At 60.2% G+C, this 15,517-nt stretch carries 9 protein-coding genes and 1 pseudogene; 6 read left to right on the top strand and 4 right to left on the bottom strand.

Annotated elements, in window-relative coordinates:
- Positions 1-8 precede the first annotated feature (8 nt).
- On the top strand, positions 9-1,238 hold the full coding sequence (locus ACOYNB_RS09540) for an MFS transporter (RefSeq protein ID WP_422838853.1): 1,230 nt from the start codon (positions 9-11) through the stop codon (positions 1,236-1,238).
- Positions 1,239-1,328: 90 nt separating this feature from the next.
- Here the strand turns inward: ACOYNB_RS09540 and ACOYNB_RS09535 are convergent, their stop codons facing one another.
- Positions 1,329-3,062: a protein kinase domain-containing protein gene (locus ACOYNB_RS09535; protein WP_422838852.1), complete on the bottom strand. Its 1,734-nt coding sequence runs from the start codon at positions 3,060-3,062 to the stop codon at positions 1,329-1,331.
- Positions 3,063-3,232: 170 nt separating this feature from the next.
- On the opposite strand from ACOYNB_RS09535, the pseudogene ACOYNB_RS09530 reads away from it, so the two are divergent.
- From ACOYNB_RS09530 to ybiB, 4 genes and pseudogenes are all read left to right on the top strand, one after another.
- A pseudogene (locus ACOYNB_RS09530) lies at positions 3,233-4,438 on the top strand (NAD(P)/FAD-dependent oxidoreductase); the annotation flags it as partial.
- A 147-nt stretch (positions 4,439-4,585) separates the two neighbouring features.
- Complete coding sequence (locus ACOYNB_RS09525) at positions 4,586-5,395, top strand: type IV pili methyl-accepting chemotaxis transducer N-terminal domain-containing protein (protein ID WP_422838851.1); 810 nt, start codon at positions 4,586-4,588, stop codon at positions 5,393-5,395.
- Between the two features lie 71 nt (positions 5,396-5,466).
- A complete protein-coding gene (locus ACOYNB_RS09520; RefSeq protein ID WP_422838850.1) occupies positions 5,467-8,307 on the top strand; it encodes a molybdopterin-dependent oxidoreductase in 2,841 nt (946 codons plus the stop codon).
- Positions 8,308-8,345: 38 nt separating this feature from the next.
- Positions 8,346-9,296 carry a DNA-binding protein YbiB gene (gene ybiB, locus ACOYNB_RS09515; protein ID WP_422838849.1) on the top strand — a complete coding sequence of 317 codons (951 nt, stop codon included), beginning with the start codon at positions 8,346-8,348 and terminating at the stop codon, positions 9,294-9,296.
- Position 9,297: 1 nt separating this feature from the next.
- Here the strand turns inward: ybiB and ACOYNB_RS09510 are convergent, their stop codons facing one another.
- Entirely contained in the window at positions 9,298-10,185 is an 888-nt protein-coding gene (locus tag ACOYNB_RS09510; RefSeq protein ID WP_422838848.1) for a L,D-transpeptidase, read from the bottom strand.
- A gap of 163 nt (positions 10,186-10,348) precedes the next feature.
- Between ACOYNB_RS09510 and ACOYNB_RS09505 the strand changes: the two genes are divergently transcribed.
- On the top strand, positions 10,349-10,822 hold the full coding sequence (locus ACOYNB_RS09505; RefSeq protein WP_422838847.1) for a DUF2314 domain-containing protein: 474 nt from the start codon (positions 10,349-10,351) through the stop codon (positions 10,820-10,822).
- On the opposite strand, the gene ACOYNB_RS09500 is transcribed toward ACOYNB_RS09505, so the two are convergent.
- Positions 10,819-11,871 carry an RNA methyltransferase gene (locus ACOYNB_RS09500; protein ID WP_422838846.1) on the bottom strand — a complete coding sequence of 351 codons (1,053 nt, stop codon included), beginning with the start codon at positions 11,869-11,871 and terminating at the stop codon, positions 10,819-10,821. The two genes, ACOYNB_RS09505 and ACOYNB_RS09500, sit on opposite strands and share 4 nt — an antisense overlap.
- Before the next feature lie 42 nt (positions 11,872-11,913).
- Positions 11,914-15,465 (bottom strand): indolepyruvate ferredoxin oxidoreductase family protein, encoded by a 3,552-nt coding sequence (locus ACOYNB_RS09495; RefSeq protein WP_422838845.1) that lies wholly within the window; start codon positions 15,463-15,465, stop codon positions 11,914-11,916.
- Positions 15,466-15,517: the final 52 nt, after the last annotated feature.

The raw sequence follows: 15,517 nt of genomic DNA, 5'->3' as shown, positions 1-15,517 counted from the left end.
AGGTTCACATGTCAGATTTCAAAGCCTTCCTGAAGGCAGGGCATCCTCCGACCCTGCTCGCTTCATTTCTTTACTTCGATTTCACCTTCGCCATCTGGGTGCTCAACGGTGCCATGGCGCCGTTCATCTCCGAGACCTTCCATCTGACGCCCGCTCAGAAGGGGTTCATGATCTCGGTGCCCATTCTGGCCGGCGCACTGATGCGCTTCCCGCTTGGCGTGATGGCACAGTACATCGGCCGCAAAAGCGCTGCGATGGTGGAAATGGGGCTGATCATCCTGGCCTTGCTGTTCGGCTATTTCTTCGTCGATACCCACGATGAAGTGCTGGCCATGGGTGTGTTGCTCGGCATTGCCGGCGGCAGCTTTGGCATCGCTTTGTCACTGGGTTCAGGCTGGTTTCCTGCAAAGTACAAAGGTTTGGCCATGGGCATCGCAGGTGCAGGCAACAGCGGCACAGTGCTGGCTGTCTTGTTTGCGCCACCGCTCGCCACCAAGTTTGGTTGGCAGGCGGTCTATGGACTGGCTGCTGCCACGATGGTCCTGCCCATGATTGTCATGGCCGTGATGGCCAAGGAGCCCCCAGATCGCGAACATCAAACCTTTCGCGAACACGTGGCTTGCCTGTTCGAGAAAGACGGTTGGGCATTCAGCCTGATCTACGTGATCACCTTTGGGGGCTTCATTGGTCTGGCCAACTTCCTGCCCACCTACTTCTACGACCAGTTCAAAGTCACCAAGATTGAAGCGGGGCAACTGACGATGCTGGCAACGCTGATGGGGTCTGCCACGCGGGTCGTGGGTGGCTACGTGTCGGACCGCTGGGGTGGCATCAACGCGTTGACGGGTGTATTGGCACTGGTGATCGTGACACTGGTGGTTTGCGGCACGATGGGACAGAACTTGGCCCTGACCACGTTGCTGTTCATGCTGTGTTTTGCGGCATTGGGTGCGGGCAATGGCGCTTTGTTCCAATTGGTTCCTTTGCGCTGGCCCCTGACCACTGCAGTCGCAGGTTCCATGATCGGTGAACTGGGCGCACTGGGGGGCGGCTTCATCCCCAATGCGATGGGCCTGTCCAAACAGCACTTTGGCACGTACTTCTACGGCTTTCTTGCCTTTGCGGTTTTAGGGGTGGCTGTGCTGGGCATGATGCGCGTCATGCAAATTCGCTGGACCCGAACCTGGGCTGAAAAAGGCGGCAAGGCACGACGGACACCCGTCGCCAATCGGCGCTGATACACGGAACGTCGTCCACCAACGAAAAGGCTCCCCCGTTCACGGCGGAGCCTTTTTGCTTTGTGACGTCTATCTTGCCGCGCTGGACGCTCAGGCCTTGGGCAAAAAGACGACCCAGTACACCAGCAGCAAATTGAAGAGCACGGACAAGCCCAACGCGATCTGCCAGAGGGCCAAGGGGTCTCGGGCGATGAGGGGCGTCGACAGGGGGGCATTCAGTGGGCGAGATGCGCCCCGATCGAGTGCCAGAGCCATTTCTTCGGCCGTTTCAAAACGCTGACGCGGATCCCTGGAAATGGCTTTGAGCACAATGTGATCGAGCCAGATGGGCACATCAGGGCGCAGACGCGATGGCGCGACCGGATCCCGCTTGTACCGCCCGAGCTGATAGGGCTCAACATCGCCATAGGGCAACTTGCCTGTGAGCCACTCGTACAGCGTCACCCCCAGCGCAAAGAGGTCGTTTTGTGGAACTGCCTGCGCCAGGACATCGTCGTCATCCCATTGCTCAGGATTCATGTAGCTGGGCGTGCCAGCATGGAGGACACGCAAGCCTTCCGGCTCCTTGCCTGACAAGGCCACACCCAAATCAAAGATGCGCCAGTAGCCATCTTCGCTGCGGTGGATGTTGTCAGGCTTGATGTCGCGGTGGATCACGCCATGTTGGTGCAAACGCCCCAGCGCCCGCACCACAACGGACACTGCATCGACCACTTCTCGCACCGTGAACTGCCGCTGATCTTCGAGCATGTCTCGGAGCGTGGCACCGTCGTGCCAGTCAAACAGTGCATAAAACCGGCTGGCAGCCCCTCGCTCGTGCACGCGTACCAGCCCCCGGGGGTCCCGCTCCGTGACGCGCGCGCCCAACCAGGCCTCATGCGCCAGCATGGCCAGCTCCTCCGGGTCACTGGCCCGCGCTTCGTGCAAGGTCTTCAAGGCCAGCCATTGCCCGGTTTGCACATCTTGCACCTTATAGAGTCGATGGATGCCATTGGCAAAGACGCATCGCTCGACACGGAGTCCGTCCAGCACATCCCCCGCATTCAGCCTGGGTGGAACCGGCAGCGTTCGGCCCCGTCTCTCGGCATCTTGAAGTCGGCTGCCCGCCAGGCCCTGTATGCGGAGCACGACAGCGGTGGCATTGTCTTTCCCTCCGGCCTGCAAGGCTTTTGCAACCAGCGCCTCCGCGACATCTTGCGCCGCCCCCCCAGCCACCAGCTCCAGCATGACCTTGGGCTTCACAACGCCATGCACGCCATCGCTGGTGAGCACAAAGACGTCGCCAATCTGCAGGTCACCTGTCTGGTATTCGACGCGGATGCCGTCGTCCAGCCCAATGGCGCGTGTCAATCCATTCTGAAACGGCAGTGAGCCCAGTGTGTGATCTTGGGTGAGTTGTACGCACTCGCCACCCCTCACCAAAAACGCACGACTATCGCCGACGTGAGCCAGCGTGTAGCCGTGCCCCTGCAAAACCAGCGCGGTCAGGGTCGTCATCCCGGTGATGCGATCTGACTCATCGCTGATGTTCTGACGCCGCCGGTTGTGATCGACGAGCCAGGTGTTTTGTGCAGAAATGAGGCGCTCAAGCGCCACCGTGGTGTCCCAGGTGGCTGGCGTGCAGTAGTAATCGGACAGCAACGCATGCACGGTACTCCGCGCAGCTTCGCGCCCTCCTCCGCCGGTTGACACGCCATCGGCCAGCGCAGCCAACACCCCAAGGTGCTCGTCTGCGGACACTGGCGAGGCAACTTGGGCGTAGTCCTCTAACTCGGGACGCGGGCCAATTCGGCTGCACACCCCCACCTCAACATCAAAGCTCATTGTTATCTTTCCTCTGACCGTCCTCAGCGGCGTGTGCACGCCCTGCGCGCCACGCTTTTATGCCTGAGCACGGGAGCAATTTCCAAGCCCAGCGTCAACCCAAGGAACTGGCCCGATTTCTGCTTGGTGATCGGCATAACGATTCTGATATTCGCTGACGGAGCATTCCCATGACCAAGATGAAACTGGTGATGGTGGGCAATGGCATGGCTGGTGTTCGCACGCTTGAGGAACTGCTCAAGCTGGCGCCGGACATGTATGACATCACAGTCTTTGGGGCTGAGCCACACCCGAACTACAACCGCATCCTGCTGTCTCCGGTGCTGGCCGGGGAGCAAACACTGGATGAAATTGTTCTTAACCCGCTGGAATGGTATGCCGAGCATGGCATCACCCTTCACCTCGGCAAGCGGGTAGTGAGCATCGATCGCAAACGAAGGATCGTCACGGCAGACGATGGCACCCAGGCAGAGTACGACCGGCTCTTGCTGGCAACCGGCTCGAATCCCTTCAAACCACCCGTTGAGGGCGGCGACCTGGAAGGTGTCATTGCCTACCGCGACATCGCCGACACCAACTACATGATCGATGCGGCGCGCACCAAGCGCCACGCCATCGTGATTGGCGGAGGCTTGCTCGGCTTGGAAGCCGCCAATGGCTTGATGTTGCGAGGCATGGATGTCACGGTGGTGCACATTTCCCGCACCTTGCTGGAGCGTCAACTCGATCACGTCGCTGCGGGCTTGCTTCAAGAGGCTCTGGAGCTGCGGGGTCTCAAGTTCCGCATGGGCGTACAGACCAAGGAGATGCTCGGCGACACCTCTGGCCATGTGCGCAGCATCCGCTTCACCGATGGCGGGTCGCTCCCTGCTGATCTGGTGGTAATTGCTGCGGGGGTCCGACCCAACACGACTTTGGCCGAGCAGTCCGGCATCCACTGCAACCGCGGCATTGTGGTGACGGACACCATGCAGACCGTGACGGACCCGCGCGTTTACGCCGTGGGCGAGTGTGCTGCGCACCGTGGTGTGGCCTACGGGCTGGTCGCGCCACTGTTTGAACAAGGCAAGGTGTGCGCCAACCATCTGGCCATGTTCGGCATTGGGCGGTATGTGGGCTCGCAGACATCCACCAAGCTCAAAGTGACTGGCATCGACCTGTTTTCGGCGGGTGACTTTGTCGGCGGAGAAGGCACTGAGTCCATCGTTCTATCGGACCCCTTCGCCAAGGTGTACAAAAAACTGGTGCTCAAGGACGGAAAACTGGTCGGCGCCTGCATGTATGGCGACACGACGGATGGCAGCTATTACTTCAGATTGATCAAGGATGGCAGCAACATTGCATCCATTCGATCTCAATTGATGTTTGGCGAGTCCGTTCAACACCAACCAGTTCAAGGACAGACGTCCGTGCTGAATCAATCATCGCCATGCGCTGCCACGCAGCCTGCTGAGAAGGAAGGCGTCCAAGAGGGCGTGCTTACCTGACAGCTTCGTCCGACACCATTACAGCTTCTATCCATCATGACAAATCAACTTTTCGAGCGTCGTGCGCTCCTCAAGGTTGGCGCAGCCCTGCCCTTCGCCATGCTGCTGCCTCACGCTGCCTCCGCGCAAGTGGTCAACATGAACGATGCCATCAACAAGGCTGGTCGTCAGCGCATGCTGTCACAACGGATGGCCAAAGCGTGGCTGGCCGTCGGGCAGGGCATTGAAGCCCGGAAGGCGGACAAGATCTTGTCTGACTCGATGGCTCTCTTTGACCGGCAACTGACTGAGCTCAAGGCCTACGCCCCCAGTCCTGACATCAAGACGACGTACAGCACCCTTGACTCGGTCTGGAGCGACTACAAGTCTGCGCTGGTGGGCAAAGCACCTGACCGAGGCACAGCTCAGCAGGTCTTGGCGCTGGAAAGCCGTGTGTTGAAGTTGGCCCATCAGGGTACGGTTCAGCTGGAACAGATGTCTGGTCGGTCCGTCGGCAAGCTCGTCAACATGGCCGGGCGTCAGCGGATGCTGTCACAGCGTTCTGCCAAGTGCTATCTCAGTAAGGCATGGGGCGTTGCAACACCTGATCAGCTCAAGGAACTCGACGTCGCGAGAAAAGAGTTCGTGGACGCCTTGCAGACGCTGAAGAGCGCACCAGAAACCACTGCGGCCATCAAGGGGCAGCTGGAGATGGCTCAGCAGCAGTGGATTTTCTTTGACAACGCACTGTCGCGCGCGGGTGATACGGCCAATGCCTCGCTGCATTCCAGCGAGGTGTTCGCCAGCAGCGAGAACATTTTGCAAGTCATGGACTTGGTGACAGGCTTGTACAGCAAGCTGACCTGATCGCAAGACACCGAGGCGGTCAGCACGGCATGACCGCCCATCCCGCTGAGAGAACTCAAGAGAGAAGCGTCATGACCGAAGCAAAGCCCTGTGTGACCCGTGCAACCTGTCCGTATTGCGGTACGGGGTGCGGCGTACTGATTGAGTCCAAGGAGGGTCGAATCACCCATGTGCAAGGTGACCCGGCGCATCCTGCCAATCGTGGCCGGCTTTGCACAAAGGGCAGCACGCTTCACCTGACCGCCGCACACAGCCTTCAGCAACAAGTGCGGCTGCTGACACCCATGCGCAGAGCGCAGCGCGATGGAGAGGCTGCCCCGCTGTCGTGGGACAACGCACTGGAAGAGGCGGCTGACAAGTTCGCCGCCATCATCCGGCAACACGGCCCAAACGCTGTGGCGTTTTACGGGTCAGGTCAGCTATTGACCGAGGACTACTATGTTCTCAACAAACTGGTGAAGGGTTTGATTGGCACCAACAACCTCGACACCAACTCCAGGCTGTGCATGAGCAGTGCAGTCACTGGGTACAAAGCCACCCTGGGCAGCGATGCGCCACCTGCGTGCTATGAGGATTTCCAGTTCGCACAGACGCTATTCATCACCGGCTCCAACACGGCTTACGCGCATCCCATTCTGTTCCGCCAAATTGAAGATGCGCGACAGGCCAACCCGGACATGAAGTTGATTGTGGTCGACCCTCGTCGCACGGAAACGGCCGAGATGGCCGACCTGCACTTGGCGATTCGGCCGGGAACCGATGTGGCGCTGTATCACGGCATGCTGCACATTCTGCTGAAGGAGGGGTTGACGAATGCCGCCTACATTGACGCGCACACCAACGGTTTCGAAGCCCTGAAGACGCAGGTGGCGTCCTTCACGCCAGGTCATACCGCTGCGGTATGCGGCGTACCGGCCGAGGACATCATTCAGGCAGCGCGATGGTTTGGCGCACACACGCCCACCCTGTCCCTGTATTGCCAGGGACTGAACCAAAGCAGTCGGGGCACCGACAAAAATGCAGCACTGATCAACCTTCATCTGGCGACAGGACAAATTGGACTGCCGGGGGCTGGGCCGTTTTCGCTGACCGGTCAACCAAATGCCATGGGTGGGCGCGAGGTGGGCGGCATGTCCACGCTACTCAGTGCGCACCGTGATCTTGGCAAGCCCGAAGATCGTGCTGAGGTGGCATCCCTGTGGGGTGTGAAAGATGTGCCGGCCACACCCGGCTTCACCGCCGTGGAAATGTTTGAAGCCGCTGCCAGGGGCGACCTCAAGGCCATCTGGATTGCGTGCACCAACCCCGCTCAATCGTTGCCGGATCAGACCCTTGTTCGCGAAGGTTTGAGTCGCTGCGAATATGTCGTGGTGCAAGAAGCGTTTGCCAGCACGGCCACTTGTGCCTTTGGTGACTTGCTGCTTCCCGCGACCACCTGGGGAGAGAAGGACGGCACAGTCACCAACAGCGAGCGCCGCATCAGCCGCGTTCGTGCAGCCATCGACCCCATGGGAGAAGCCCGACACGACTGGGACATCTTCTCCGAGTTTGGCCGTCGACTGGAGCGGCGACTGGCGCCACAGGCCGACCGCTATTTGCCCGGCACCACCACACTGTTTCCGTACGACACACCCGAGTCTGTTTGGAATGAGCACCGTGAATCGACCCGTGGGCGTGATCTGGACATCACGGGCATGAGCTATGCACTGCTGGAGCAGACAGGGCCCCAACAATGGCCCATGCCTGAAGGCGCCCATCAAGGAGTATCTCGCCTCTACACCGATGGCAAGTTTCCGACGCCAGACGGGCGTGCGAAGTTTGCGCCGGTGCGGTATGAGACTGTGGCCGAGCCCACAAACGGCGCCTACCCTTTTGCCTTGAACACGGGACGTCTGCGGGATCAATGGCATGGCATGAGTCGAACAGGCAACCTCGGACGATTGTTTGGCCATGTGGCCGAACCCGCGCTGGAGATGCACGCCGACGACATGCGTGCGTTGGGCCTGTCCAACGGTGATTTGGTTTGCATGGCGTCGCGTCGTGGCGAACTCGTCGCACCGGTTCAGGCCAGCGAAGCCATGGCGCAACGCCAAGTCTTCATGGCCATGCATTGGGGCGAAGAATTCCTCAGTGGGCACGACCGTCACAACAAGCCCATTTCCGGCGTCAATGCGGTCACAACGGGGGCGTTCTGCCCAACGTCGAAGCAACCTGAGCTGAAACACGCGGCCGTGCAACTCACCCCCGTCAGCCTGCCCTGGCGCTTGCTGGCCGTGGCGTGGTTGCCCGAGTCGGAGGCCATGCACGTACGCACAGCATTGAAGCCATTGATGCGCAGTTTTGCCTTTGCGAGCTGTGTCCCATTCGGGCGTGAGCCGCATGCGGAGGGCAAGGTCGGCATCTTGTTCCGTACTGCACACACCGCGCCCATCACAGAAACCGTCATCCTGCAGATCAAGGAACTGCTGGGCATTGGCGACGTCGATGTCATGACCTATGCAGACCCGCACGCGCATCAAGAGCGGACCATGCACATTGAACGCACTGCCGGGGGCTTGCGCCTGCGCGCCGTCATCATGACGGGTGACATCCGCTCCGAAGCGTGGTTGCGCCCCCTGCTTCAAGACGAACAGATCATCGACAGCTATGGGCAGCGACTGCTGACGCCGGGCCCCGTTGCGCCAGTCGAAACGGCTGCAAAGGGTGCGCAGATCTGTACCTGCTTCAATGTGAGCGAGCCACAAATCGTCACGGTGCTAAGGTCTACAGAGGGCCAGCCAGATGTACGACTGACATTGCTGCAGCAGGCACTGAAGTGCGGCACCAACTGCGGTTCGTGCATTCCCACGCTCAAAAAGCTGGTCAAGCAAACGCCTGTCGGTGAACACACAGAATCAGCGGCACTGGCATAGAACGTCATAATCGGTGCGCCCCTAATTGAGACCCTCCTATGAGCATCGCACCCTACATCAAGGAAATTGGCCGAGGCAAAGACGGCGCACGACCATTGACCTCAGATCAGGCTGAGGATCTGATGGGGCAGATTCTGGATGGGAAAGTCACAGATCTGGAAATCGGCGCCTTTTGTCTTGCCATGCGGATCAAGGGCGAAACGGCCGAGGAACTCAAAGGCTTTGTGAAAGCCACCATCGAGCGCTGCCTGACACTCACGGACTGCGAGCAGGCAGCCAAGGCCGGTATCGTTGTGCTTCCCTCTTACAACGGCGCGCGCAAGCTGCCGAATCTGACCGCATTGTTGGCCCAAACATTGGCACGTCAGGGCGTGGGCGTGTTGGTGCATGGGCCCATGCAAGACCCCACGCGGGTAACGACGGCACAGGTTTTTCAAGCGGCCGACATGCCAATTGCGACCTCATCGGAAGAGGTTCAGCGAGCATGGGAACGCGGGCAACCCGCTTTCATGGCAACCGAGGTTTTGTGCCCGCCCTTGGCCAAGTTGTTGGCCGTCCGCTGGACGATTGGCTTGCGCAACCCTGGGCACACCATCGCCAAGTTGCTGGACCCGTTCACCTTGGGCCATGCCCCCAGCATGCGGGTCGTCAATCACACGCACCCGGAGTACGCGCACTCATTGACTGATTATCTGGCGCTCACGCAAGCCAATGCTCTGCTCATGCGTGGCACCGAAGGTGAGCCAGTGGCCGACGCACGCCGACAGCCTAAATTCGACGTGTTCATTGCCGGGCAGCGACAAGCCCAACTCAGCCGCGCTACACAAGACGGGGTTCTGACCAGCCTACCGCACCTCCCAGAGACCTCATCACCGGATGACACAGCCCGCTACATTGCCGGCATCGCGTCCGGGCAGACCGCGCTACCGGAATCGATTGGCGCCCAGGCCTCATGCCTCGTGGCGGCCTTACAGGCCATTTCCAGCTGATTCAAGGCTGACGCACGACAGCGATGATCGGAGCCACATCGACGATCACCACCCAGCGTCCAGACCATGGTGTGGGGCGTCGCTCTGTCAGCCAGAACCAAGGGTGTTGGCCAGTCTCGACGTGCCACTGCTCAAAAGCACCATCCAGGACCCCGTACTCATCGAGGAATCGATTGAGCCCCGCATCAATGCGGATGCAGCCCTTTGATGCGGGACGTCCAAGCCGCGCTTCCAGCACCGGATCCGTCGCGTGAATCTGCAACCGGATGATATTCAGCCCCCCTGGCCCCCACGCTTTCGCGGCCTGCACCCACCCGAGGTCAAATATCCGCATGCCCTTCAAGCCATAGCCACGGATGTGGTTGCTGTTGAAAGTCCCCTCCGCACGAAAGCTCCCAACATTGGGGCCGTGCTCGTACAAGCCGGTTGGCGTGAAGTAGTGATCAAACTCACCCGGCCGGCCTGTGCTCACTTTGGCAGCACCAACCACCAGCCATCCACCATCGGCTTGGGCCAAAGCGACGACCAGCAATTGCACCTTGGGATGCCGGTCAACGACCACCAACAACTGTCCGACGGGCCACCCCCGCCCTTCGCGCTCGAAGGTGGACTGCGCAGCAGATTGCAATGCGGCCAGCATCATCGGATCAGCTGACACGGCGTGCGTGACGAGGCGCCGAAAGCCCAACATCATCCGCGCCACTTCGCCGTCGGGCGCAGCAGGCGACACATCGGATGCGAGCTCCAAGCGCTGCGCATACCCCGACACAGCCGACAGCGAGCAGACCACGAGGCACAGCACGCGCAGCGCCACCAACAGCCTTGCGGCAAAGCGGTGATGCGATATCGACGGGCGCACAGCGTGCACAAGACGGTGGCGGATGTTCATGGTGACATTGTGCGCTTGCCCCCTCAGGCAAGGGGCCTCACACGGTAATGATCCCTATGAGGACCGCACAAGGTGGCTCCTACACTGCAGCGCATCTGTACCACCGTTGCTGAACATGCGCCGTCTGAATTCGTTTTTATGGGCCGCGGCCCTTGGTTTGACCATGACCAGCGTTGGGGCACAAACCAGTGCGGCATCGGCACCTGCAGCCAAGCCGGCCCGCATCGTTGACATCGATGATGCCGATCCGTTGATGAAACAGGCATTCATTCGGGCTCGCGCGTCGCTCAACGGCTTTCTGAAAACGGCCGAGTCGGGCAACCCTGCCATCACGAACGCGGCACTGCGTGTGGTCATCCGCGAAGGCGATGTTCAGGAGTACATCTGGATCTTGCCCTTCAAGCGAACCGGCAACAACTTCTCGGGCACGGTGAACGCTGTGCCACGCCTTCTCAAGAAGGTAACCGTTGCCCAAACCGTGACTTTCACCCGAGCTGATATCGCCGACTGGATGTATGTCGACACATCCAAGAAGGCCATGTACGGGAACTACACCACCTGCGCCATGGCCTTTAAAGAGGCGCCTGGTGACATTCCCGAACTGAAGAAACGTTTCGGTCTGGACTGCCGTCGTTAAGCGGACGTTTCAGGTCGCACGATCTGGATGGGCTGTGCCTTGCTGTGGCGGGCGAGCTTTTCGCGCGCACGAAGTTGGCCGCAGCCCCCATCCACATCCTGCCCTGCTGACTGCCGCAGCTTGGTCAGAATGCCGCGTTGGTGAAGGGTGCGTGCAATGGCTGCTGCTTTCTCCCAGGCGGGACGCTGATAGGGCAGCTCGGGCACAGCGTTGTACGGAATCATGTTCATCAAGGCGTACTTGCCCTTGAGCAAACGCACGATGCCATCCAGCTCCTCTGGCGTATCGTTCAGACCCTCAATCAGGGTCCACTGATACTGAATGGGGTAGCCCGTGGCGCGGGCATAGCGTTCCCCCGCCTCCACCAGTTCTTCTGGCGTCATCCGGGGGGCGCGTGGCAACAGTTGCTCACGCAGTTGCGCACGGGTCGTGTGCAATGAGAGCGCCAACGCCGGCTTCACCCGTCCCTGCGGCAATCGCTCAAAGGCCCGATGGTCGCCAACAGTGGAAAACACGAGGTTTTTGTGACCGATGTTGCCCACCGTTCCGAGCAAGTCAATGGCTTCCAACACGTTGTCAAGGTTATGGGCGGGCTCCCCCATCCCCATGAACACGACTTTCTTGACCGGTCTCAGTTGCCGGGCCAATGCCACTTGCGCAACGATTTCAGCACTGCCCAGCTGGCGGATCAACCCCTCCTTGCCGGTCATGCAAAACACGCACCCCACGGCGCATCCGATTTGAGTGGAGACGCACAAACCGTCGCGAGGCAATAGTACGCTTTCTGCCGTCTGGCCATCTTGGAGCCTGACCAGCAATCGGGCCGATCCGTCCTCGCCAGGATGCTGCGACACCAGGCAGGTCAAGCCTTTCAGCTCAGACTCGATCTGTGGCAAGCCTTCGCGGACCTCTTGGGGCAGAAAATCCTCCACGCGACGTCGACCGCTGTCTTGCGGCAAGGCTTGCGCCCACAGACGCAACACACGTTGCTCGTGGATCGGTTTGGCGCCTAAATCACGCAGGCGCTGGCGGATGGTCTCAATGCGCATGGGTCAGCAAAAATGAGGCGACAGTGTAGGGGCATTCACGCCTCAAGACTGCGCCCGCAATGCACGCCACGCTTCCAGCGCTTTCTTGACACTGTCGGCACGCACCACGCCGTAGCCACGGATCATGTCCGGCACCGCCGCCATCTGGCATGCCCAAGCCACATTACCCTTGTTCAACACACTCAGCACATGCTCAATTTGGTTCAGGTAGTGGGCCAACAGGGCACGGTTGTCTCGATGCTCTTGGGTCCAGCGCAGTGGGTCCAGCCACGTGCCACGCACATGGCGCATGTACGCCATGGCCTTGAGTAGCCACACCGACGCCTGCCCCCATTCGTGCTTATGCGGACGCGCCCCCTCCGGCGTGAGAAACGGTGGCGCCAGATGGAAGGTCAAGCGCCAGTTGCCTTCAAACATGGCGTCCACTTGCGACATGAACTCAGGGCTCGTCAACAGGCGAGCAACCTCATATTCATCCTTCACAGCCATCAGCCTGAACAGGCTCCTGGCCACCGCCAGCGACAGCTTGTTCGAACCCAGTGGCTGCTCAGCCTGCCGCACGCGTGACAAGACGTCACGATAGCGTTGCGCCCAAGCTGGCCCTTGGTAGCGTTTCAACCAAGACTCATGTTGCGCCATCAAGGCATCCAGATCTTCAGGGTGCCATGGGCTACGAGCCCCGTGCCATGTCACCTTCTTTTCCGGCGTGGTCCACCGTGCAACCGATATGGGATCGTGCGCCGCACGGCGCCCCCACTCGAATGCCTGCTTGTTTCGATCCACTTGCACACCATTCAATTCGATGGCACGCATCAGCGTTGCAAGTGCCAGCGGAATCCAACCGGCTTGCCAAGCAAAGCCAAGCATCAAGGGGTTGGCGTAGATGGCATCGCCCAGCACACGCTCAGCCAAGGCGACACTGTCAATTCGCTTCACCCGCGCCGCACCCACAGCTGCCTCCAGTGCGGCATGGCATTCCGCTGACGGAAACTGCCAATCCGGTTGTTGCATGAGCGCCGCCGTCGGGCTGGCATGCACATTCAAGGCCACATGGGTACGCCCCTCTCGCATGAGCGACACGGTCGCATCTTGGGCAGCCACGATCGGATCACAGGCGAGCACCAGATCCGCCTCCGCCATTGCCACGCGGGTGGTGAAAATGGCGCGTTGATGGGCTGCAATCTGGATATGACTCCAGGTTGCGCCGCCTTTTTGTGCCAGCCCTGCCGCATCTTGAACCATGATGCCCTTGTCTTCGAGATGCGCGGCCATGCCCAGCAACTGCCCGATGGTGATGACGCCCGTACCGCCAATGCCTGCGACCACAATGCCAAAGGCTTGCTCGCAAGACGGCAGATCAGGCTCTGGGATAGGGGGCAAATTGGCCAACGCAGGCATGCCCGGAGCGGGTTCGGGCTTGCGCAAGCGTCCCCCGTCGACGGTGACCAGACTGGGACACAGTCCATTCAGACAAGAGAAGTCCTGATTGCAGCTGCTTTGATTGATGCGCCGCTTGCGTCCAAGTGGGGTCTCGACCGGCTCCACGCTCAGGCAATTCGACTGCACTGCGCAGTCGCCGCATCCTTCGCACACTGCCTCGTTGATCAAGACACGACGCGTGAGCACCGGTAGCTTGCCACGCTTGCGACGACGACGCTTTTCTGTGGCGCAGGTCTGGTCATAGATCAACACTGTGCAGCCGACAGTGTCTCGAAGTTGGCGCTGCACTTCATCCAGTTGATCCCGATGACGCACGAGCACGCCTGGCGCCAGATCTGTCATCAACTGATACTTCTCGGGCTCATCGGATACCACAACGATCTGCCGCACCCCCTCGGCCTGCAACTCTCGTGTCATGGCACTGACGGAGAGCGTTCCGTCAACGGGCTGCCCACCGGTCATGGCGACCGCGTCGTTGTACAGAATCTTGTAGGTGATGCTCACCTTGGCCGCCAAGGCCTGACGAATGGCCAGCACGCCCGAGTGAAAGTAGGTGCCGTCGCCCAGGTTAGCGAACACGTGCCCCTCGTCCGTGAAGGGTGCTTGCCCCACCCACGCGACGCCCTCTCCGCCCATTTGGGAAAACATGCTGGTTTGTCGATTCATCCACATGGCCATGTAATGGCAACCAATGCCAGCCATGGCTCGCGAGCCATCAGGCAAGCGGGTAGACGTGTTGTGTGGGCAGCCACTGCAAAACCATGGGGGGCGCTCCACGGCAGTGGCGGCACCGCTTTGCAATGCCCGCTCCTTGGCTTCAATGACGTGAAGACGTTCGGCGATCCGTTGGCGCAATGCGGGCTCGGCGTCTCGCAACAAGTTGAGCTTGTCGATGCGTTGCGCCACGGCTCGGGCAATCAGGGCCGGATTCAAGTCAGCCTTGGCCCGCAGCAACCAGCGCGTCGCAGGATTGGGCATGGCCCATTCACCGCCCGTGATATCGCCCTCGGGCTCGGCAAACTTGCCCAGTACGTTGGGACGCACGTCCTCGCGCCAGTTGTACAACTCTTCCTTGAGTTGGTACTCGATGACCTGGCGCTTCTCTTCGATCACCAGGATCTCTTGCAGTCCTGTTGCGAACTCCCGTGTGATGCTGGCCTCCAGTGGCCACACCACCGCCACCTTGTGTACCCGCAGGCCAATGCGTCGGCAGGCCTCATCATCCAGCCCAAGGTCGTGCAGCGCCTGGCGAAGGTCGTTGTAGGCCTTACCGCTGGCGATCAGGCCCAAGCGCGCATGGTGGCTGTCCAGAACAGTTCGATTCAAACGATTGGCTCTGACATAAGCCAGCGCGGCATACCACTTGTAATCCATCAGACGGGCCTCTTGCGCCAGCGGCGTGTCGGGCCAACGAATGTGAAGGCCGTCGGGAGGCATGTCGAAATCCTCGGGCAAGACGATGTTGACCCGATCAGGATCCACCGACACCGTGCAGGAAGACTCCACCACCTCCTGAATGGTCTTGAATCCACACCACAAACCGGCATAGCGACTCATGGCAAGGGCATGCAGCCCCAGATCCAGGATTTCCTGCACGCTACTGGGAAAGAAGACCGGCAACCCACATGCCTTGAAAATGTGGTCACTCTGATGTGCCACAGACGAGCTGCGGGCGACGTGGTCATCCCCGGCCACGGCCAACACCCCACCAAGACGGGCGGTGCCGGCCATGTTGGCATGTTTGAGCACATCGGCGCTGCGATCCACGCCAGGGCCCTTGCCATACCACAGGCCAAACACGCCATCAAAGCGGTGAGGCCCAGGCGTCAAACCAAGTTGTTGAGAGCCCCAGACAGCCGTCGCGGCCAGTTCTTCATTGACGCCGGGTTGGAAAACGATGTGGTGCGCCGCCAGATGTGACTTGGCTTGCCACAAGGCCTGGTCGTAGCCACCCAACGGTGAACCGCGATAGCCACTCACGAAACCCGCCGTACGATGACCCGCCATGTGGTCTCTCGTCTGCTGCAGGATGGGCAGCCGCACCAAGGCCTGAATGCCGCTCATGAAAGCGCGGCCGCGCTCCAGTGCGTACTTATCGTCCAGCGACAAGGATGTCAGGGCCTGAAGAACCTCTGCAGGGATGGGCGCATTCATATCGACCTCCGCCGGTATGCCGCTTCGCTGCATGGGGCCTTGTGAGTCCGGG

It is taken from the genome of Aquabacterium sp. (genome assembly GCF_049317225.1).
In the GTDB taxonomy this organism is placed as follows: domain Bacteria; phylum Pseudomonadota; class Gammaproteobacteria; order Burkholderiales; family Burkholderiaceae_C; genus Aquabacterium.
This window is presented reverse-complemented; position numbering and strand designations above follow the sequence as displayed.